The following is a 20,850-nucleotide window of genomic DNA, read 5'->3' as shown; positions in this document are numbered from 1 at the left end:
CCTGCTGGCCCTCGCGGCCCCCGTCCGCCGCCGCCGCAGGGCGGGACGCGCTGATCGGACCAGGGCTTGAGAGCTCATTTTCGCCCGCGCCCGCCTTCGACAACGCCCTGGGCGCGCAGCAGATCACCCAGCGAGCGAGCGTTGATCCGGCAAATCGCCACGATCCGGTCATAGCTGCGATGATCGGCCGTGCAACGCACTTGCTGTCCGGCCGTCAGCCGGTCGAGCGCGGCCTTGGCCGCCGCGCCGCCCGGCGCGCGCAGCTCCGGCGCGTAGAAGTCGGCCAAACGCACCTCGACCCAGCGGTCGGGATGAGGTCCCAGCGCCACGCAGAGGCTGTCGCCGTCTCCGACATAGGTCACCGGCCCCGAGAAGCTGGCCCCACGTGAGAGATAGGCCGGCAGCGGTCCCTTGTCGGGGATGGCGGCGCAGGGATCGGCAAGAACAGGCCCGGCCCGCAGCGCCGCGGCCAAGGCCAGGACCGCGCCGGCGACCGCGCATGTCCGGGCGAGGCGGCGCTCGGAGCGTCGAACGGGACGAAGGGCGAGGGCGCGAAAGGCTTGGGGCGTCATCATCGGCGGCGCGGATTGGAAGCAGCGCCTTCCATGCCCATCAGGAGGCCCGGGGGCAAGCGCCAAGCCGCCGACCTCAGCTCGACTTGGCGCGCGGATCAACACGTTCGAAACGCACCGTCTCCGCGCCGAGCAGTCGGGCGCGATAGCCGGCCGCCGTCCAGGCCTCGATCTGCGGCGCGACGGACGAGAGCGGCGGCTCGCGCCACCAGGCCTCGTCTCGGGCGGCCTTGGGCAGCAGACGGCCGATGATGCGTTCGACATCGGTGAAATCCAGATCGAGCGAAGCGACCTTGGCGCGCGCCAGATGGCGTCGGAGAGGATCATACTTGGTCATGGTCCGCCCACCATGCGCGCGTGCGCGGCCCATGCAAGAAGCGCGCGGCGCGATTGCACGGGCCTTGGCGCCCGGTGCGAAAAATCAGACGATCTGTCGGCCCCCAAGGACGATCTGCAAAGCCGCCGATCGCCCTTTTTGTCACAATAGGCGCAAGCGGTCCGCCGAGGGCCTCGCCAAGCTGCAAGGAGACATCGCCGTGGATCGCGACCTCAAACCGGCCAGAGCCCTCCGACTGGCCGGCGGGACCAGGGCCGGGGGCGCGATCGCCGGAGGCCGGGCGTGAGCGGCCGGCCTCTGGTCTGGGACAACCACGGCTGCATGCCGCTCCGGGCGGGGGACGGCGATTTCCTGCCGCAGCTGGAACGCTATCGGGCCAGCGGGATCGACGTCGTCGGGCTGAACGTCGGCTTTGGCCTCCAGAGCCTCGAGGAGCATGTCCGCGTCCTGGCCTGGTTTCGTCGGTGGCTGACCGACCATGCTGATCGCTATGTTCTGGTCGGCACGATCGCGGAGGCCCGCGCGGCCGCCGCGGCGGGCAAGCTGGCCGTGTTCTTCGACATCGAGGGCACCGGGCCGCTCGACGCCGGAGACCTGGGCCTGGTGCAGCTGTTCTACGACCTGGGCGTGCGCTGGATGCTGATGGCGTACAACCGTCAGACCGCGGTGGGCTCGGGTTGCTACGACGAGACCGACGGCGGCCTGACGGCCTTTGGCCGTCAGGTTCTAGCCGAAATGGAGCGCGTGGGCATGCTCGTATGCTGCTCGCACACCGGCGAGCGTTCGGCCCTGGAGGTGATCGAGGCCGCTCGGGCCCCGGTGATCGTGTCCCATTCCAACGCCAAGGCGGTCTTCGACCACACGCGAAACGTCTCCGATCGGGTGATCAAGGCCGTCGCCGCCAGCGGCGGGGTGGTGGGGGTCAACGGCGTCGGCGCCTTCCTGGGCGACAACGACGCCTCCACCCAGACCCTGGTGGCCCATGTCGATCACATGGTGCAGCTGGTCGGCCCCGACCATGTCGGCCTGGGCCTCGACTACGTCTTCGACATGACCGAGCTCGTCGACTATCTGCAGAAGATGCGTCAGACGTTTCCCCACGACGCGACCTACGCGGCCGACATCCAGTTTGTCGAACCCGAGCGCTTTCCCGGCATCGCCGCGGCCCTGGTCGCCAAGGGCTATGGCGACGCCGACTTGGCCAAGATCCTCGGCGGCAACTGGACGCGCGTGGCCGAGCGGGTCTGGAAGTAGGCCCGTCAGCCGCCGCCTTCGTCGCCGGCGGCCTCCCGCAGGCCCGCTTCGAGGGACCGACCGACGGCGAAGAAGGCCAGGGCTCCGCCCAGATAGAGCGGCGTCAACGCCAGGAAGGCGAACCGCAAGGCCTGTTCCCCGAACCGGGCGGTCAGCGCGTCGCTGAGCATGCCGATCATCAACGGCCCCAGGGCCCCGCCGACGATATTGACCGCGAAAAGCAGGATCGCCGTGGCGGTGGCGCGCGATCGCACCTCGGCCAGGCTCTGGATCATGGCGTAGCAGGGACCCAGCGCCAGGCCGCTGGCCAGGAAGGGCGGCACGATCAGGACGAAGGCCAGCAGCGGCGTGGAGGCCAAGCTCAGGGCGGCGACGGCCGGAAGCGCGACCAGGGCGCTGATCAGCGGAACCCAGGCGGCCCAGCGTCGATCGCGGCGATAGAGACGATCGCTGATCATGCCGCCCGCCAAGGTGGCGACCGCGTAGGGAAGCCCTTGGAACAGCGCCAAGCCCGCCCCCAACTCCACGCCGGTCAGGCCAAAGCTGCGTCGAAAAACCGTCGGCAGCCACAGAAACAGGCTGTACTCGCACAGCGCCAGCAGGGCCATGCCCAGGACCAGGTTGCGAAAGGCGCGTCGCCGCCAAAGCGTCAGCACCGTGGCCCACAGCGGCGCGGGGGCTCCGTGATGGACAAGCCCCTCCGAATGGCCGCGCGGGGGCTCGCGCACGAAGGCCGCCAGGGCCAGGGCCAGCAGGGCGCCTGGCGCGCCCAGGATGACGAAGGTCAGACGCCAGCCGACCATCGCCTCCAGCGGGCCGCCGATCAGCGGCGCCAAGGTGGCTCCGGCCGCCACGCCCAGGGCCAGGATCGACATGGCCCCGCCGCGCTGGGTGGGCGCGAAGAGATCGGCGACCATCGAATGGGACGGCGGTATGCCGCCCGCCTCGCCGACGCCGACCAGCATCCGCGCCAGCAACAGCGTGACAAAACCGGTGACCGCGCCGCAAAGGGCGGTGGCCACGCTCCACAGCAGCAGGCTCGCGGCCAGGACCCATACCCGATTGACGCGCTCGGCCAATCGGGCGAGCGGAATCGCGAAGGCCGAATAGAACAGGGCGAAGGCCGCGCCGGTCAGCAGGCCCGCCTGGGTGTCGCTGATCGCCAGGTCGGTCTTGATCGGCTCCAGCAGGATCGAAAGCAGGAACCGATCCAGATAGTTACAGCCCAGGACCAGGGTGAATAGAAAAAGCGCCGTCCAGCGGCGCAGGGGCGAAATGGCATTGTGGTCGGTCATGTCCATGGCGTCCCCGCGCCCTGGGGCGCGGGGACGAACTTCCCTTTCTAGAATTGGTAGGAGATCACGACGCCGACGGTGCGGGGCGCCAAGGGTTGCACGAAGGTCTGGCCGGGCCCGGTCGGGAAGAACGAGGCGCCCTGGACGACGGTGTAGTCATAGGTGTCGAAAAGGTTCTCGACATAGCCGGTCAGCTTGAGGCGGTCGTGGACGGCCGAGACGCGCAGATTGGCGCGACGGTAGGCGGGCACCTTGATCTCCTCGCCCAGGGCGGCGAGGAACGAGCCGTTGGGCGCCAGGGAGCCGCCGACATAGCGATAGTCGGCATGGGCCTCCAAGGTCCAGGCCCCGCCCAGGGGCCGCTGATAGTCGATCGCCGCGGTGCCGGTCAGTTCAGGGGTGTATTCGAAGGGATCGCCGTCCCGCGAAATGCAGACGTTGGCGGCCGCGCACTGCAGGAAATGCACATAGCGCGCCCGCGTGTAGCCGCCGGCCAAGGACAGGCGCAGGCCCTGGCTCGCCGCCAAGGACAGCTCGGCCTCGACGCCCTGGCTCTTGCTCTTGCCGGCGTTGGTGATGGTGGTCACCGGCACGCCGCTGGCGTCGGGGGTCACGGTCAGCAGCTGCTGGTCGCTGATGTCGATGTGGAAGGCGGCCAGATTGGCGGTCAGGCGGCGGTCGAGGAAGCTGCCCTTCAGGCCCAGCTCGTAATTGACCGAGCTTTCGCTGTCATAGGGCAGGGCGGCGGCCGCGGTGCTGGGAAACCGGTTGTAGCCGCCCGCCTTCCAGCCCTGAGAAATCGTGAAATAGGGCTTCACGCTCGGGGTCAGATCGTAGCGGATCGACACCATGCTGGAGAGGTTGGAGAAGTCCTTGTCGCCGGCCAGGGCGAAGAAGGTCGGATGGGCGTTCTCCAACTGCACGATGTTGCGGACCCGTTGGCCGCCGATGTCGACAGACTCGTCGGACCAACGCAAGCCGCCGGTCAGCTCCACACGGTCCGCCGGCCGCCAGCTGGCCTGGCCGAAGGCCGCCCAGCCCTTGCGATCATTGGTGAAGTCTTCGCGGATGTAGAGCGGGATCAGATAGGCGACGGCCGGATCGTGGGCCACGCCGGCCCCGACGTCGAAATCGCGGACCTGATGCTGGTCTTGCTTGAAGCCGTAGAGGCCGATCAACCAGGTGAAACGACCGTCGTCGCCGGCCAGCCTCAGTTCCTGGCTCTTGAAAGTCTGGTTCAGCCGCAGGCGCTGGAACATGCCGCCGAAGGTGACCGGGCCCGGCGCGACGGTTGAACCGGTCACGCCGTTGGCCGTGGTCGGTTGCTGCCCCGTGGGCGTGCCGTCGAAGTCAAAGCCGATATCGGACTTGGCTTTGCGCAGGCCGGTGATCGAGGTCAGCGTCAGGCCGGGCCCAAACTTCCAGTCGATGTTGAGCTGAACGCCCGAGGTGTCCTTGGTGTCGGTCTGATCGTTGTCGGCGTAGACGGCGTAGCAGTGGCACTCGAGCGGGGCGCCAAAGGCGATCTCATTGCCCTTGCGGCGGGTGGCGTCGGCCGACAACACGATGTCGAGTTGATCGGTCGGGGTGAAGCGCAGCGCGCCGCGGACGCTCGACCGGCGGGTCGGGGACTGCGGCTTGCCGGTCGCGGGATTATAAGTGAAGCCGTCGCCGTCGGCATGTTCGGCGCTGATCCCGGCGGCGACCTTGTCCGACAGCGGCCCGCTGACCGCGCCGAACAGGCGCCAGGCGTCGAACCGCGCCGCCTCGCCCTCAAGACGCACGTGCAGATCCTGGTCGGGCTTACGGGTCACCAGATTGAGCGCGCCCGCCTCGGTGTTGCGTCCAAACAACGTGCCTTGCGGACCACGCAGGACCTCCAGCTGCGCCAGGTCCAGAAAGCCGATGTCGAAGCCCAGCTGCGGCTGGTACATCCCGTCGATGAACACCCCCGCGGCCGGTTCCTGGCCGGCGTTGGCGCCCACGCCGCGGAACGACAGATAGACGAAGTCCGAGGTCGGCGCGGCGGCCCCGGCGTTGCTGAAATACAGCCCCGGCGCCCGGCCGTAGAGATCGTTGGCGCTTTTGACGCCGGCGGCCCGCAATTGCTCGCCGGAAAAGGCGCTCACCGACATCGGCACGTCCAGCAGACTTTCCGCCCGCTTGCGGGCCGTCACCACCACCTCCTCGACCGTGGACGCGGCCGCGGGCTGCGATTGCGCCGCGGCGGTCATCGGCGTCGCGGCGAGGATCAAGGCCAGGCCGGTGGCGCCCAGCAGGACATTGTGCAACTTGGTCATAGGTGTGATTTCCCTCCGTCCCTTTTCCCCAAAAGGGGGGCGCCTTGGCGGCGCCGAAGACGGAGGATGACGGCCGCCGCCCCAGGCGATGTGCAGATCGTGCGAACCATCACGCAGAACGTCTTTTTCCCTCGTTCGCGGCCGATCACCGGCTCTAGGCGTGCAGCCGATGGCGCAGGCTCAGGCGCGCGGCGGCCAGCCGTTCACTGGGCGCGACGCCATAGCGCGCCTTGAACGCCCGCGAAAAACTGCAGGCGCTTTCATAGCCGACCGCCGCGGCGGCCATGGACACCGCGCCGCCGCGATCCAGCAGGCGGCGCGCCTCGATCATGCGAACCTCGCGCAGACGTTCGTAGAAGGTGGTTTCGAAAACGGCCTTGAAACCGGCGGCGAGCCTTGACCTGTTGAGGCCGACCCGGCGGGCGACCCGTTGCAGCGTCAGCGGTTCGTCGAATGACGATTGGATCAGTTCGGCCGCCTGGGTCACCCGACGCAGCTCGCTGGGACTGAAGGTCGTCGACGGCGCCGCGCGGCTCTGGGCGGCCGCGCCCAGCACCCCGCACAGGGCCTCCAGGAGCTTGGCTTCGACAAAGGGCCGGCGCAGATCTCCATCATAGCGGCATTCCAGCAGGTCGCGGATCGCCTCTGAAGCGGCGCGGGGCATCGGGATGGCGGTCACGGCCCCGCCGCTCAGCAGGGCCAGCGCGCTTTCGGCCAGACCCCAGCGCCGCAGGGCCGCTTCGCTGCAAACCAGGGCCACCGCGCGCCAGGCGCCCTCGGCGACATGGACCTGCCGCTCGTCCCCAGGAGCGAAACGGCTGAACAGGCAGACGCGATGGTCGACCGTCAGCGACCGGCCGTCGCCGCTCATGGTCACGGTTCCGGCGACGCGGAACTGGGCGAAAAACAACGGCAGGGTGCTGGTCAGGGTGTAGGGGCAGTCGGGGACATGGTCCAGGTCGCTGACGATCAGCGAGGCGTCGGGCGCCAGGACGACATGATCCTGGCGCCCGCGCGTCTGGCCCTGGACCTGGTAGCGTTGGATCACCGAGGACAGGCTCCGCCGGGTGACCGCGCCCCGCGCCCACGTCTCAAACCCGAGGAAGGGGCGCGAAGACAGGATGCTGGCGGCCAGATCGATGGTGGGCTGGGCCAACCGCAGGCTCCAGGGTCGGAATGGAGCCGGCCGCTCGGCGCGGCGCAAGGCCAGTGCGTTCATCGGGTTGCTCCTTGATGGAAGCGCGCGATCGACCGGCCCCGTCACGGACCGCGCCAACGCCGCCGCTTAGAGTGTCCGCTTGTGGAACCGTCCGCCCTGCAGGATGATCGGCAGGTTGTCGCCGCCCTGGCCCAGACAGGTGATGTCCTGCAGCGGATCGCCGTCGACGACGATCAGATCGGCGACGGCTCCCGGGGCCACCACGCCGATCTGGCCGCCCATCTGCAGAAGCTCGGCGTTGACGCTGGTCACCTGGCGCAGGATCTCGATCGGTGAGAAGACCTGGGCCCGCAGGCCAAATTCGCTGCCTTGGCGGTCTTGCTGAGGGCCCAGCAGATCGGTGCCGAACCCGACCTTGAGGCCGGTCTGACGCATGATCTGCAACCCTTCCAGGGCCCCCGCCGCGGCGATCCTCACCTTCTCGACATTGGCGGGCGGCATGCCCAGGGCCGCGCCGTCGTCGAGCAAAGCGAAAATGACCGCCAAGGTCGGAACCACGTAGGCGCCGGCGGCCAGCACCTCGTCGGCCGCCGCTTGATTGATCAGGGTGGCGTGCTCGATGGAGCGAACCCCCAGGCGCGCGCAGCGGGCGATGGCCTCGGGCGGATGGCAATGAGCCATCACATAGGACTCGTGACGGGCGCATTCCTCGACCGCCGCCAGGATCTCCGCGTCGCTGAACTGCTGTTGATGAAGCGGATCGGCGGGACTGCTGGCGCCGCCCGAGCCCATCAGCTTGATCTGGCGCGCGCCCAGTCGGAATTCCTCGCGGATCGCCGCGCGCATGGCGTCGGGGCCGTCGACGATGGCCGACATCCGTCCCATGCCATGATGGCGCAGACCGCATCCGCACATGCCGTCGAAATCGCCGAAGCGACGGAAGTCGCCGTGGCCGCCGGTCTGGGACATGAACCGCCCCGCGTGCAGCAGCCGGGGCCCCGGCTGCAGGCCGTCCTGCATGGCCAGCACATAGGCCACGTCGGTGCCGCCCGCGTCGCGCACCGTGGTGAAGCCGCGGTTGAGCATCCGGCTCAGGGCCCGAAAGGCGAATCCGGCCAGGTATTCACTGCGGCGGGTGATCACCCGGGTGATGTCCAGATCGGTCCACCAGATGTGGACATGGGCGTCGATGAGGCCGGGCATCAGGGTGCGGCCGGCCAGATCGATCACCTCCGCCCCGGCCGGGGCGGGAAGGGGGCCGTCGGCGACCTCCTGGATCAGGCCGTCGGCGACCAGGACGCTGGCGCCGCGGCGCAAGTCAGGACCAACGCCGTCGAACAGCGCCGCGTTGGTGAAAAGCACAGAACTCATGACGCGGTCCTCGCGAGATGGTGAAGTCGATGGATCATGGTCGGCGGCGCCGATCGCCAAGGCGATCCCTAGGGCGCTTCTTCTTCCAGGTAGCGGTGACGAAGGTGGCGCTTGAGCGCCTCGGCCGAGAACGGCGCTCCGGTGGCGTCCTGGACGAGGTCGGCGAAGGAGACCTGGCTGGCGCGCTGGTGGATGCGCGGGCGCACCCAGTCGCGATAGGGGCCAAAGTCGCCGTCGGCCAGCCCCGCCCGTATGCCCGGATCGTCCTGGTTGGCCCGTTCGAACAGCTGGGCGGCGAAGGTCGCGCCCAGGGCGTAGTTGGGAAAATAGCCGAACAATCCCATGGCCCAGTGGATGTCCTGCAGGCAGCCTTGCGCGTTGTTGGGGGGGCGGCGGCCAAACAATCGCTGGGACAGCGCGTTCCACGCCTCCGGCAGATCGGCGACCTTCAGATCGCCCGACAGCAGGCCCTGCTCGAGCCGGTAGCGCAGGATGATGTGCAGGGGATAGGAGATCTCATCGGCCTCGACCCGAATGTAGCCCTGACCGACCCGCCGATAGGCGTTGAGGACGTTGGAGACCGTCCAGCCTTCGGCCGGCCCGCCGAACGCCGCCTGCATCTGGGGCGCCAGCCAACCGATGAACTCCCGGCTGCGGCCCGCCTGCATCTCCACCATCAGCGACTGACTCTCGTGGGCGGTGGCGCCCCGCGCCGCGCCGACCGGACTGAAGGCCAGGTCGCGCGGCAACCCCGCCTCATAGAGCGAATGCCCCGCCTCGTGCAGCGTGGCCAGGATCGCAAAGCGGATGTTGTCGGCGTCGAACCGGGTGGTGAAGCGGTTGTCGCCGGGCGAGCCGGCCAGGGCGAAGGGATGGGGCGCGTTGTCGATCCGGCAGTTGGCGTTGGTGTGTCCGACCGCCTCCAGCAGCGCCTGGGCCAGGGCGCGTTGGCGCTCGACCGAGAAATCGCCCTGGAAAGGGATGGGGTCCGGCCAGCCGGCCTGGCGTTCGACCACCTCGGTCAGCAGGGCCGGCAGATACGCCTCAAGGTCGGCGAAGATGGGATCGACCGTCGCGGTCGTCAGCCCCGGATCGACCTCGTCCATCAAGGCGTCGTAGGGCGACAGGCCCAGCGCCTGACCCTTCAGGGCCGCGATTTCGCGGTGGACGGGCAACAGCTTCTCAAAGCCCCTGGCGAAGCGCAGAAAATCATCGTCCTGCTTGGCGGCCAGCCAGTCCTGCTGCAGGGCCGCGATCAGGCGCGCCTTTTCGACCTGCAGCGCCTTGGGCGCGGCGGCCTGGTGACGGGCGATGCGCCGCATCTCGACCAGGTTGGCCCGTTCAGGCGGGCTCAGGGCGTCGAGAGCCTCGTCGGCCGCCTCCAGCAGGTCCATGGAGTCCGGCGCGGCCAGCAGGTCGGACGACACCGCGTCGATGGCGGCCATCTCCTCCCCGCGCGCCCAGGCGCCGCCGGCGGGCATGTTGGTCTGGCTGTCCCAGAACAGCAGCGCGCGGGCTCCGGCCAGCTTGCTGGCCGTGGAGAAGCGCTCGCTGAGGGTGGCGTAGGCGCGGTTGTCGTTGGGGCGGTCGGTCATGGAGCGGGTCCTGTTCGATTTCGACGGCGAGCCCCAGGCGCGCCGCCGAACAGTGAGGGTTCAGATCAGGGTCAGCGCAGTCCGTCGGCGACGGCGCAGCGGCGGGGATCGGCGACCGTGCCGATCAAGCCGTCGTCGTCGCGGTAGCACATGGCGAAGGACCCCATGTGGAAGTCCCAGGCTTCGCTGACCTTGACGTTGAGGCCCAGGGCCGCGAGGCCGTCGATGGTCTCGTCGCTGAGCCGATCCTCGAGCACCAGGGAGCTGTCCTCGCCCATCGGCAGGATCCGGGGCGCGGCCACCGCGTCGTCGGGCCCGTAGCCGAACTCCAGCAGATAGGCCAGGACCTGGGGCACGGTGCAGTGGACGTTCCCCGGCGAGCCGAGGGAGAAGACCGGCTTGCCGTCCTTGAGCACGAAGGTGTTGCCGATGCACTGGCGCAGACGCGCGCCCTTGAACAGGCGCCCGTCGATCGCCGTGGTCAGGCCGCCGAAGGTGGCGTGGGTGCCGACCATCGGAATGCCTTCCACCACCATGCCCGGGATGCCGCCCGACTGCAGGGTGTTCATCATCTGCACCCAGTTGCCCTCGGCGTCGACGATGGACAGCTCGCAGCTGCCGGTCGGCTGTTTGCTGTCGCTGCGGCCGCGGGTCGGCTTGCCCAGGCCGCCATAGAGCGACAGGCCGCTGACCATGCCGGGCCCGCCGACCAGGCGGCTGTGCTCGGTCAGGTCGACCTTCGGCATGAGGCCCTTGATCAGGCGCGCCAACTGCTTGTGATGCTCGGGGTTGGTGACGACGTCCACCGCCGCGTCGGCCACGGTGGTGTCGGTGATGAAGCCGCTGTGGATCTGCGCCAGACGCAGCGCGTGGCCTAGATAATAGTAGTGCTCGGCGGACTGCGGCTCGACGTCCTTCAGGTCCAGCTCGCGCAGCACGCCCAGGGCCAGGGCGATATAGGCGCCCTGCTGCTGGGGAACGTTCAACGAGACGATCTCGTGATCGCGGTGCCGGAAACGCAAGGGCTCCAGCCAGCGGGGCGGCGTCTCGGTCATGTGATCAAGCGTGATCTTCCAGCCCATGTCGTTGGCCTTGGCGACAAACGCCCTGGCCCAGTCGCCGGTGATCATGTGGTCGGGGCCGTGCTCGGCCACCTTGCGCAGCGTCTCGGCCATGCCCGGCGGACGGAAACGGTGTCCGACGGGCGTGAAGTGGCCGTCGGGGCGGTAAAAGGCCCGGCCCTCGGAGAAGAAGGTGGTGAAGTCCGCGCCCCAGGTGTTGACGTAGTATTCGAAGCTGGACACGGGGTGGCCGTCCTCGGCCCAACGGATCGCGTCGGCGCAAAGCTCGGCCCAGGGCCGGGTGGCGAAGCGTTCGAAGATGGCCTTCAGGCCGGGCATGTAGCCGGGAATGCAGGCGCTGGGCGGCATGGACGCGTAGCCGGCGGGCTGCGGCGGCACCGGCTTGAACGGCGCCAGGCCCGAGGGCATGAAGCCGGCGCTGTCGAGCTGGTGGTACTGGCCGGTCTTGGCCTCATAGTAGAGGAAGGTCACCGTGCCGGTGTGGTTGGTCATGAACGGCTCGACCGCGGCCTGCACCAGGCAGCCGGCGATGCCCGCGTCGACGGCGTTGCCGCCCTCGCGCAGCACCCGCAACATGGTTTCGGTGACGATGGCGTTGTCGGTGCTGACCGCGGCCTTCAGCCCGGTGACCGGGGCCTTGGGGCCGGGGTTCACGATGTAGTCGAAGTCCCTCAGGTTCGCGGCGATCGCCGCGGCGTCGGTGGGCGAGCTGTGAGCCATGTCGGATCTCCCCATGCGTGTTCTTCTGGCCCCGACGGCGATGACACCCGGGCGATACAGAACTGTATTATCAAATTCACACGGGGGAAAAGCGGAATCTGCATGGGCAAGCGCGACGGCGGCGAAATCGGGCCGGCGCCGCGATGAGCGGCGGTTTGCCCAAGTCGGTGCGTATTTTGGCGGCGCGGGGGCATCAAGCGACCGCCCGGCCGAGCGACCAGGCCGCGGGACCCGCGCGCCGTCAGGATCCGACGGCGACGCGCGATTCAGGCCTGTATTCGATCGTCTAGGCGCTCACGTCCCGGCGGCGCGAGGCCTTGGCCCGCGCGGCGGGCTCCGGCGTCGGCGGACGATGCTTGAACTCACCGCCGCGAAAGCCGGTCAGCACACGATAATAGAACTCGCTGAGCTCCTCGCGCCGCTTGGCCGACTCGCGCATGCCCATGGCGTAGTAGCCCACCTGGTGGAAGTAGGTGATCCGGGCTCGGACGAAGGCTTCGTCCTCATCATAGCCGGCGTCGACGAACAGGCGCTTGAACGCCTCGATCCGCAGGTCGTCGACCTCGTGCACGACATCGGCGACCTTGGGCGAAACCCGTGACCAGGCCCGGATCGCCGCGTCGTAGTCGGGGTTGTAGTTGCGCTCGTCCATCCATAGCCGCATCAGCGACCGGAAGCGCTCCGGCGGCGAGCCGGGCGCATCGAGCGTGTCGATGATGGGTTGATGGTTGGTGGCCCGCCAATCCTCGATCAGCGCGTCAAGCATGCCCTGCAGGCTTTTGAAGCGATAATAGAACCCGCCCCGCGTCACGCCGGCCTTCTTGGCCAACCGGTCGATCTTCACCCCGGCGATGCCCTCCTTGATCAGGGTGGCCTTGGCCACCGCGATCCAGTCCTCGGTGGAAATCCCCCGCTCGGCGGTGCTTTTGAGCACGATTGGCATCCCTGTGATCGCGTCTTGAATCAAAACACTATCGTCTTTGGCCACCCGGCGCCAGCGCGCCAAAGGGCGGCGCAAGGGCCTTGGTCGCCGCGACGTGTTGCCAATCTAGTACAGGACTGTATTCAATGGCCAGCAAGAACGGGACGGGCGCGCGGCGTCGGCCCCAGGGCGGTAGGGCGGGATGGCCATGCAGAGCGATATTCGACAATCGACGGCCTTCAAGGCCGTCGAGGATTTCTACACCGCGCTGTTCGCGCCGGGCGTCGGCCACGTCTATTCCGCCGACGACTGCGCGCCGACCGCCGACGGGCGGCGCGCCTATTTCAACGGCCAGGCCTTCCACGGGGCGCTGGCCGACGGCCCGTCGGAACGGCTCTATGAGATCGATCTGCAGACCGGGGCGCTGAACGACCTGTTTGGCCGCGCCAGCCGCATGGCGCGGCCTTGTCCGAACGGATCGCGGCTGGCCTGCATGGTGTCGAACGCGTCCGGCGAGGAGCTGTTGAGCGTGTTCGCGGCGGACGCTCGCCCGATGCTCACGCGCCAGATCGAGGGCCTGGTCGAGCAGTTGGAATGGTCGCCCGACGGGCGGCGGCTGCTGATGGTCGTGGCGGGGCTCGGCGCGGACCTGGCCGGCTATCAGGGCGGCCTGGCCACCAAGGCCGCCGCGCAAGGCCCCGCCTGGCTGCCCGAGGTGCGCACCGGACAGGAAGGCCATCTGTGGCGAAGGCTGTGGGTGCTCGATGTGGAGTCGTCGAACCTTTCTCGGGTCTCCCGCGCCGAAACCAACGTCTGGGAGGCGACCTGGTGGGGTCCGGCCCATATCGCGGCGGTGTGCAGCGACGACCATAGCGAGGGGACGTGGTACGCTTCCAGCCTGCGGCGCATCGCGCTCGACGACGGGGCCGAGGAGATCGTCTATCGCCCCCGCGACCAGATCGGCCTGGCGACGGGGTCGCCCGACGGGCGCCGCCTAGCCTTTGTCGAGGCCCTCTGCAGCGATCGCGGCATCATCTGCGGCCAGGCGATGGTGATCGGCGCCGACGGCGCGGCCCGGCCGATCCCGACCGGCGAGGTGGAAGTCTCCAGCCTGGCCTGGAGGGACGACGATGTCCTGCATTATGCCGGCCAGGCGGCGTTCGACACGGTGATCGGCGACTATCGCCTGGCCGACGGCCAGGCGAGCGAACTGTGGCGCTCGAGCGGCCTGACCTGCGGCGCCTGGTATCCCTCGGCCAAACCCCTGCCCGGAGGGCGCAGCCTGGTGGTCGCCGAGGCCTATGACCAGGCCCCTCGGGTGGCGATCATCGAGGCGGGGACGCCGCGCACCGTACGATCGCTGGCCGCGCCGGCCGCGGCCGAGGCCATGACCGGCCGCGGGACGATGGGACCGGCGGTCTGGACCGCGCCCGACGGCCTGGAGATCCACGGCTGGCTGGTGACGCCCGACGACGCCAAAGGGCCCGCGCCGCTGGTGCTGGATATTCATGGCGGCCCCATCTGGGCCAATCGCGGCCGCTGGATGGGCCGGGGCCGGGCCGCGCCGCTGCTGGCGGCCTTGGGCTGCGCGGTTCTCTATCCCAATCCGCGCGGCAGCTCGACCCGCGGCCAGGATTTCGCGCGCCTGGTCAGAGGGGACATGGGCGGCGCCGACACCGGCGACCTGCTGTCGGCCGTCGATCACCTGGTCGCCAGCGGCCTGGCAGACCCCGAACGCCTGGCCTGCACGGGCACCAGCTATGGCGGCTACATGTCCGCCTGGCTGGTGACCCAGGACACGCGCTTCGCGGCCGCCGCGCCGATCTCGCCGGTGACCGACTGGTTCAGCCAGCACCGAACCAGCCAGATCCCGCATTTCGACCTGGCGTTTCTCGACGGCTCGTCCAGCCGGACGGACGGATTGTTCTTCAGCCGCAGCCCGGTGATGTTCGCCGACCGCGTCACCACGCCCTGCCTGGTCATGGCCGGGGCGCTCGACAAGAACACCCCGCCGACCCAGGCCCTGGAATTTCACCAGTCGCTTTGCGAAGCGGGGGCCAAGAGCGTGCTGGTCACCTATCCCAACGATGGACACAGCCTGCGGGGCTATCCAGCCTATCTCGATAGCGCCGCCAGGATCCTGTCCTGGTTCGGCGAGCACCTTCGCCTGCAAGCGGCGCCCTGACGCCGAGCCTGGCGGCTAAGCCATGCAGTCCTGTTTGGAATAGAAATCCCGCGCCCCACGGCAGTTCGCGACCCCGGCGGCCCTTGCGAGCCTTTGTCCCGCGAATTTGAACTTGACGAAAGGAAGGTCGGCTTTCACGATACACTACTGTATTGGGGCCGGTCACGCAGATGACAAAATACTCCGCGTTCAAAGTGTTTCTGGAAGGCCTGGGCGGTCAGCAGGGGTGGTCGCCGGCCTGGCGTTCGCCCCAGCCCAAGCGCCGATACGACGTGATCATCATCGGCGGCGGCGGCCACGGCCTGGCCACCGCCTACTACCTGGCCAAGGTCCACGGCGTGCGCAATGTGGCGGTCCTGGAGCGCGGATGGCTCGGCGGCGGCAACACCGGCCGCAACACCACGGTGATCCGGTCAAACTACTATTATCCGGCCAGCGCGCGCCTCTATGACTTCTCGCTGAAGCTCTATGAGGGGCTGTCGCGCGAGCTAAACTACAATGTGATGTTCAGCCAGCGCGGCATGGTCATGGTCGCCCATAGCCGCCACGACCTGGAAGGCGCCCAGCGCTGGGTGGGGGCCATGCAGCTCAACGGCGTCGACGCCGAGATGATCTCGGCCGACGAGGTCAAGCGCCGCTTGCCGGTGCTGGACGCTTCGCCGGGCGCCCGCTACCCGATCTGGGGCGGCTTCATGCAAAAGCGCGCCGGCACGGCGCGCCATGACGCGGTGGCCTGGGGCTACGCGCGGGCCGCCGACGCGCTCGGCGTCGACATCATCCAAAACTGCGAAGTTCGCGGCTTCCTCAAGAACCAGACCGGCCGGGTCACCGGCGTGGAAACCAATCTCGGCGTCATCGAGACCGACAAGGTCGGCATGGCGGTGGCGGGCCATTCATCGGTCATGGCGCAGTTGGCCGGCTTCGAACTGCCGATCACCAGCTATGCGCTGCAGGCCTTCGTGTCCGAACCGCTCAAGCCGGTCATCGACACGGTGATGCTGTCGCTGGCGACCGGGCTCTATATCAGCCAGTCGGACAAGGGCGGGCTGGTGTTTGGCGGCGCGCTGGACCACTACGCCTCCTACGCCCAGCGCGGAAACTCGCCGACCATCCGTCAGGTCGCCGGGGCCCTGGCCGACCAGATGCCCTCGCTGGGACGGGTGCGCCTGGCGCGCCATTGGGCCGGCATCGTCGACGTCGTCCAGGATTCCAGCCCCATCCTCGGAGAGACCCCGACGCCGGGCGTCTACATCAACTGCGGTTGGGGGACCGGCGGCTTCAAGGCCATTCCGGCCGGCGGGTACCTCCTGGCCCACCATCTGGCGACCGGCCAGGCGCACGACATCGCCGCGCCCTTCGGCCTGAACAGGTTTTTCACGGGCGCCTTGATCGACGAGGCCGCGGCCTCCGGCATCGCGCACTGACGAGGCGAACATGCTGCTCATCAATTGCCCGTGCTGCGGGCCTCGTGACGAATTCGAGTTCCGCTGCGGCGGCCAGGCCCACATCACCCGTCCAGAGCCGCCCGAGGCGGTTTCCGACAAGCAATGGGGCGACTATCTGTTCACCCGGGTCAATCCAAAGGGCCTCAGCCTCGAGCGTTGGGTCCACGCGGCCGGTTGCCGCCAGTGGTTCAACGTGGCGCGCGACACCGTCACCCATGAGATCCGCGCCGTCTATCCGATGGGCGAGGGCGCGCCCTCACTCACGACAGGAGCGGCGCAATGAGCGGGCGTCGTCTGCCGCGCGGCGGCCTGATCGACCGCGGCCGCGTGGTCAATTTCGAGTTCGAGGGACGCAAGCTCAAGGGCTTTGCGGGCGACACGCTGGCCTCGGCGCTGCTGGCCAACGGCGTCAAGGTCGTCGGCCGCTCCTTCAAGTACCATCGGCCTCGCGGCCTGCTGGCCGCCGGCGTCGAGGAAGCCAGCGCCCTGATGCAGGTCGGCGAGGCCGACCGCTCCACGCCCAATCCGCGCGCGACCGAGATCGAACTGACCGAAGGCCTGGTGGCGCGCCCCGTCAACTGCTGGCCCAGCGTCCGTTTCGACGTCGGGGCGGTCAACAATCTGCTGAGCCGCTTCATCCCGGCGGGCTTCTACTACAAGACCTTCATGTGGCCCGACTGGCACCTGTTCGAGCCCTTCATCCGCAAGGCCGCGGGTCTGGGCCGGGCGTCACAGGCGCCAGATCCGGATCGCTACGAACATCAGTACGCCCATTGCGACGTCCTGGTCGTGGGCTCGGGGCCGGCCGGCCTGGCCGCCGCCCTGGCGGCCGGCCGCCGCAAGGCGCGGGTTATTCTGGTCGAGCAGGACACCGAACTGGGCGGCTCGGTGCTGTCGGCCTCGGCCCGCATCGACGGCCAGGACGGCATCGGCTGGCTCGACGGCGTCAAGCGCGAGTTGGGCGCGCGCGCCGACGTCCAGGTCCTGACCCGGACCACGGCCCTGGGCTATTTCGATCACAACAGCCTGACCCTGCTGCAACGGCTGGACGACCATCCCGGCCGCCGGGCGCCCAAGCCGGTCCTGCGCCAACGGCTGTGGACGGTGCGCGCCAAGCAAGTGATCCTGGCCACCGGCGCCCTGGAACGTCCCCTGGTGTTCCCGGGCAATGACGTCCCCGGCGTGATGCTGGCCTCGGCGGTCCGGCAATACCTCAATCGTTGGGCGGTGCTGCCCGGCCAGGCCACGAGCCTGTTCACCAACAACGACAGCGCCTATGGCGTCGCCCAGGCCCTGCTCGACGCCGGCGCCGAGGTGCCCTGTCTGATCGACAGCCGCAAGACGCCGCCGGCCACGCTGGTCAAGAGCTTGTCGTCGCGCGGCGTCAAGGTGATCACCGACGCCGTGGTCACCAAGGCGCATGGCGATCTGGCGCTTGAGGGCGTCACGGTTCGGGAATGGAGCGGGCGCCTGTCGCGCGTCCATTGCGACGTCCTGGCGATGTCCGGCGGCTGGAACCCCACCGTGCATCTGTTCTCGCAGTCGGGCGGCAAGCTGGGCTGGGACGACCAGATCGCCGCGTTCCGCCCCGACGTGTCGGTGCAGGCCGAGGTTTCGGTCGGCGCGGCCAACGGGCAGTTCGCCCTTGGGACGGCTCTGTCGGCCGGCTGGGCGGCGGGCGGCGGGACGGCCGAGGCGCCCGCGGCGCTGGACGCCGCGCCGGTCTGGACCATCGAGCCGCTGTGGCGGGTCCAAGCGCCAGGCAAGGCGTTCGTCGACTTCCAGCACGACGTCACCGCCGCCGACATCGCCCTGGCCAAGCGCGAGGCCTTCGTCTCGGTCGAGCATCTCAAGCGCTACACGACCCTGGGCATGGCGCCCGACCAGGGCAAGACCTCAAACGTCAACGCCCTGGCGATCATGTCGGAACTGACGGGGCAGAGCGTGGCGCAGGCCGGCACCACGCGCTTTCGCTTCCCGTTCACGCCGCTGAGTCTGGCTGCCCTGGGCGGGCAGACCCGAGGCGATCTCTTCCGCCCCTACCGCAGGCTGCCCACCCACGAGCGCCAGGCCGCGGCCGGGGCGGTGTTCGAGGACTATGGCGGCTGGCTGCGGCCGGCCTACTATCCCAAGGCTGGCGAAAGCCCGCACGCCGCCGAACAGCGCGAGGCCCAGGTCGTGCGCCAGGCGGTCGGGATCTTCGAGGGCTCGCCGCTGGGCAAGATCGAAGTGGTCGGCCCCGACGCGGCCGAGTTCCTCGATCGGATCTACGCCAACACCATGTCGACCTTGAAGGCGGGACGCGCGCGCTATGGCCTGATGCTCAACGAGCTGGGCGTGCTGATCGACGACGGCGTCACCCTGCGCCTGGACGAGGAACGCTTCCTGGTCGGCACCACGGGCGGCGGCGCCGACCGCATCGCCGCCTGGCTGGAAGAGTGGCTGCAATGTGAGTGGCGCGACTTGAAGGTTCTGGTCGCCCCGATCTCGACAGCCTGGGGGGTCTTGACCCTCAGCGGTCCGCGGGCCCGCGAGGTTCTCGCGGCCGCCGGCGTCGACTTCCCGATCGGCCCCGAGGACTTCCCGCACATGACGTTCAAGGAGGGTCATGTCGGGGGCGTCCCCGCACGGGTGGTTCGCGCCAGCTTCACGGGCGAGGTGACCTATGAGGTCAACGTTCCCGCCGACCGGTCGGACGAGCTTTGGGACCGCCTGACCGCGGCGGGCGCGCCGTTCGGTCTGACGCCGGTCGGGATCGACGCCTGGATGGTGCTGCGCACCGAAAAGGGCTTCCTGCACATTGGAGCGGACACCGACGGCACGACCTCGCCGGTCGATGTCGGCTGGGGAACGGTGCTCAAGCGCAAGCACGATTTCGTGGGTCGCCGCTCGCTCACCCGGCCAGACAACCTGCGCGAGGATCGGTTGCAGTTTGTCGGCCTGGAGCTCGTCGGCTCGACGGACGCCCTGCCGATCGGAGCCCACCTGCGCGGCCCGGGCGTCGCAGAGGGCAGCGAAGGGTTCGTGACCTCCGCCGGCTTCAGTCCGGCGCTGGGCCGCGGCGTGGCGTTGGGCATGGTGCGCGGCGGCCAGGCCCGCCACGGCGAGGAGCTGGAGATCGTCACCGGCGGCCTGGTCGGCCAACGCGTCCGCATCACCAAGCCTGGAGTCTACGACATCGATGGAGAGCGCCTCAATGGCTGAGGTCCGTGCGCCCTGGTCCCTGCGAAGACCCGACCTTTTCATTGTCGAGTCGGCGGTGTCGCTTTCGATCCTTCGCGTGCCGCGCGATGACGTCGAGGCCGCCGCGCCCTTGGGCGCGGCCTTCGGCGCCCCGTGGCCGCTCGCGCCCAACACCATCGTGGAGGTCGGCTTCCGCGTGGCCTGTCTGGCGCCCGGCGAGTGGGCGCTGTTCGCGCCCGCCGACCAGGTCGCCGACCAGGTCGCGCAAGCCTGTTCGGGTCGGCTTCATCACCTGTCGGACGTCTCGGCCGGCCGCCGCCTGTGGCGAATTTCAGGTTCGGCCAGCCGGGCGGTGATCGCCAAGGGCTGCAGCCTGGACACTCATCCCAGCGTGATGACCGGTCTTCACTGCGCCCAGTCGCTTCTGACCCAGGCGCCCGTTCTTCTCGTCGCCCAGCCGGCGATCTCCACCTTCGACATCGTGGCCGATGCGAGTTTCGCCGGCCATCTGCGGGCCTGGTTCCTCCAGGCCGCCCAGGAGTTCATTCCATGACCGCTACGCCCTATGTGATGCTCGTCAAATGCCCCGACACGCTCGGCGTCGTGGCCGCGGTGTCCGGCTTTCTGGCCCAAAACCGCTGCTCGATCGAAGAGTCCCACCAGTTTCTCGATCAGGAGACGGGCCGGTTCTTCATGCGCACCACCTTCGCGCCGGAAAGCGAGTCGGCGTTCGACCTGGCTCGGTTGGGCGAGGCGTTCCTTGCCGTGGCCGATCGCTTCCAGATCGAGTGGAAGCTGTTTGACATGCGCCAACGGCCCAAGGTCCTGATCGCGGTCTCCAAATTTGGCCACTGCCTGTTCGACCTGCTGCACCGCTGGCGCGCCGGTTTGCTGCCGGTCGACATCGTCGGGGTGGTGTCCAATCACGACGACATGCGCTCTTTCGTCGAATGGAGCGGACTGCCCTATCACCACCTGCCGGTCGAGAAGGGGAACAAGCGGCCGCAGGAGCAACAGTTCCTGCAACTGGTCGAGGACCTGCAGGTCGATCTGGTGGTGCTGGCCCGCTACATGCAGATCCTGTCGGAGGAGATGTGCGCGGCGCTCGCCGGTCGCTGCATCAACATCCATCACTCCTTCCTGCCCAGCTTCAAGGGGGCCAAGCCCTATCACCAGGCCCATGCTCGCGGCGTGAAGATCATCGGCGCCACGGCGCACTATGTGACGACCGACCTGGACGAAGGCCCGATCATCGAACAGGGCGTGGAGCGCGTCAGCCACGCCAAGTCCGCGGCGAACCTGGTGACCATCGGCCAAGACATCGAATGCGCGGTGCTGGCCCGCGCGGTGACCTGGCATGTCGAGCATCGCGTCAGCATCAACGGTCAGCGCACGGTGGTGTTCAGCTGATGAGCGAGCGAAATCTTCCG

At 68.7% G+C, this 20,850-nt stretch carries 16 protein-coding genes; 7 read left to right on the top strand and 9 right to left on the bottom strand.

The genetic code is table 11. The annotated features are described in order from the left end of the window. Positions 1–74: 74 nt before the first annotated feature. A complete protein-coding gene (locus tag G3M62_RS25050) occupies positions 75–575 on the bottom strand; it encodes a thermonuclease family protein (protein WP_343037677.1) in 501 nt (166 codons plus the stop codon). Between the two features lie 73 nt (positions 576–648). Continuing rightward, positions 649–909: a DUF7662 domain-containing protein gene (locus tag G3M62_RS25045; protein WP_165191529.1), complete on the bottom strand. Its 261-nt coding sequence runs from the start codon at positions 907–909 to the stop codon at positions 649–651. A gap of 282 nt (positions 910–1,191) precedes the next feature. Between G3M62_RS25045 and G3M62_RS25040 the strand changes: the two genes are divergently transcribed. Further along, positions 1,192–2,163: a dipeptidase gene (locus G3M62_RS25040; protein WP_165191528.1), complete on the top strand. Its 972-nt coding sequence runs from the start codon at positions 1,192–1,194 to the stop codon at positions 2,161–2,163. Between the two features lie 5 nt (positions 2,164–2,168). Here G3M62_RS25040 and G3M62_RS25035 read toward each other — a convergent pair whose 3' ends face one another. From G3M62_RS25035 to G3M62_RS25005, 7 genes are all read right to left on the bottom strand, one after another. Continuing rightward, positions 2,169–3,458, bottom strand: a complete 1,290-nt coding sequence (locus G3M62_RS25035; RefSeq protein WP_165191527.1) for a spinster family MFS transporter — start codon at positions 3,456–3,458, stop codon at positions 2,169–2,171. Positions 3,459–3,505: 47 nt separating this feature from the next. After that, positions 3,506–5,758: a TonB-dependent receptor gene (locus tag G3M62_RS25030; RefSeq protein WP_165191526.1), complete on the bottom strand. Its 2,253-nt coding sequence runs from the start codon at positions 5,756–5,758 to the stop codon at positions 3,506–3,508. A gap of 154 nt (positions 5,759–5,912) precedes the next feature. Beyond that, complete coding sequence (locus G3M62_RS25025; RefSeq protein ID WP_165191525.1) at positions 5,913–6,977, bottom strand: helix-turn-helix transcriptional regulator; 1,065 nt, start codon at positions 6,975–6,977, stop codon at positions 5,913–5,915. Positions 6,978–7,043: 66 nt separating this feature from the next. Further along, positions 7,044–8,288 carry a metal-dependent hydrolase family protein gene (locus G3M62_RS25020; RefSeq protein WP_165191524.1) on the bottom strand — a complete coding sequence of 415 codons (1,245 nt, stop codon included), beginning with the start codon at positions 8,286–8,288 and terminating at the stop codon, positions 7,044–7,046. 68 nt (positions 8,289–8,356) lie between these two features. Next, on the bottom strand, positions 8,357–9,883 hold the full coding sequence (locus G3M62_RS25015; protein WP_165191523.1) for a carboxypeptidase M32: 1,527 nt from the start codon (positions 9,881–9,883) through the stop codon (positions 8,357–8,359). A 71-nt stretch (positions 9,884–9,954) separates the two neighbouring features. Next, the gene (locus G3M62_RS25010; RefSeq protein WP_165191522.1) at positions 9,955–11,685 is read right to left on the bottom strand and encodes a gamma-glutamyltransferase; all 1,731 of its coding nucleotides are present in this window, start codon (positions 11,683–11,685) and stop codon (positions 9,955–9,957) included. Positions 11,686–11,971: 286 nt separating this feature from the next. Beyond that, positions 11,972–12,619, bottom strand: coding sequence for a TetR/AcrR family transcriptional regulator (locus G3M62_RS25005; RefSeq protein WP_165191521.1), 648 nt, complete (start codon positions 12,617–12,619; stop codon positions 11,972–11,974). Positions 12,620–12,815: 196 nt separating this feature from the next. On the opposite strand from G3M62_RS25005, the gene G3M62_RS25000 reads away from it, so the two are divergent. The 6 genes from G3M62_RS25000 (at position 12,816) to purU (ending at position 20,830) form a co-directional block, all read left to right on the top strand. Next, the gene (locus G3M62_RS25000) at positions 12,816–14,792 is read left to right on the top strand and encodes an alpha/beta hydrolase family protein (protein WP_165191520.1); all 1,977 of its coding nucleotides are present in this window, start codon (positions 12,816–12,818) and stop codon (positions 14,790–14,792) included. 170 nt (positions 14,793–14,962) lie between these two features. Beyond that, positions 14,963–16,216, top strand: a complete 1,254-nt coding sequence (locus G3M62_RS24995) for a sarcosine oxidase subunit beta family protein (protein WP_165191519.1) — start codon at positions 14,963–14,965, stop codon at positions 16,214–16,216. Positions 16,217–16,226: 10 nt separating this feature from the next. Continuing rightward, the gene (locus G3M62_RS24990; RefSeq protein ID WP_165191518.1) at positions 16,227–16,520 is read left to right on the top strand and encodes a sarcosine oxidase subunit delta; all 294 of its coding nucleotides are present in this window, start codon (positions 16,227–16,229) and stop codon (positions 16,518–16,520) included. Next, positions 16,517–19,441: a sarcosine oxidase subunit alpha family protein gene (locus G3M62_RS24985; protein WP_165191517.1), complete on the top strand. Its 2,925-nt coding sequence runs from the start codon at positions 16,517–16,519 to the stop codon at positions 19,439–19,441. The genes G3M62_RS24990 and G3M62_RS24985 overlap by 4 nt, the downstream gene beginning before the upstream one ends. Before the next feature lie 55 nt (positions 19,442–19,496). Beyond that, positions 19,497–19,973, top strand: coding sequence for a sarcosine oxidase subunit gamma (locus G3M62_RS24980; protein ID WP_165191516.1), 477 nt, complete (start codon positions 19,497–19,499; stop codon positions 19,971–19,973). Next, the gene (purU, locus tag G3M62_RS24975; protein WP_165191515.1) at positions 19,970–20,830 is read left to right on the top strand and encodes a formyltetrahydrofolate deformylase; all 861 of its coding nucleotides are present in this window, start codon (positions 19,970–19,972) and stop codon (positions 20,828–20,830) included. The genes G3M62_RS24980 and purU overlap by 4 nt, the downstream gene beginning before the upstream one ends. Positions 20,831–20,850: the final 20 nt, after the last annotated feature.

The sequence above is a fragment of the Caulobacter soli genome, assembly GCF_011045195.1.
GTDB classification, from domain to species: domain Bacteria; phylum Pseudomonadota; class Alphaproteobacteria; order Caulobacterales; family Caulobacteraceae; genus Caulobacter; species Caulobacter soli.
Note: the sequence above shows the minus strand (reverse complement) of the source record. Positions and strands in the feature narration are given on the sequence as shown.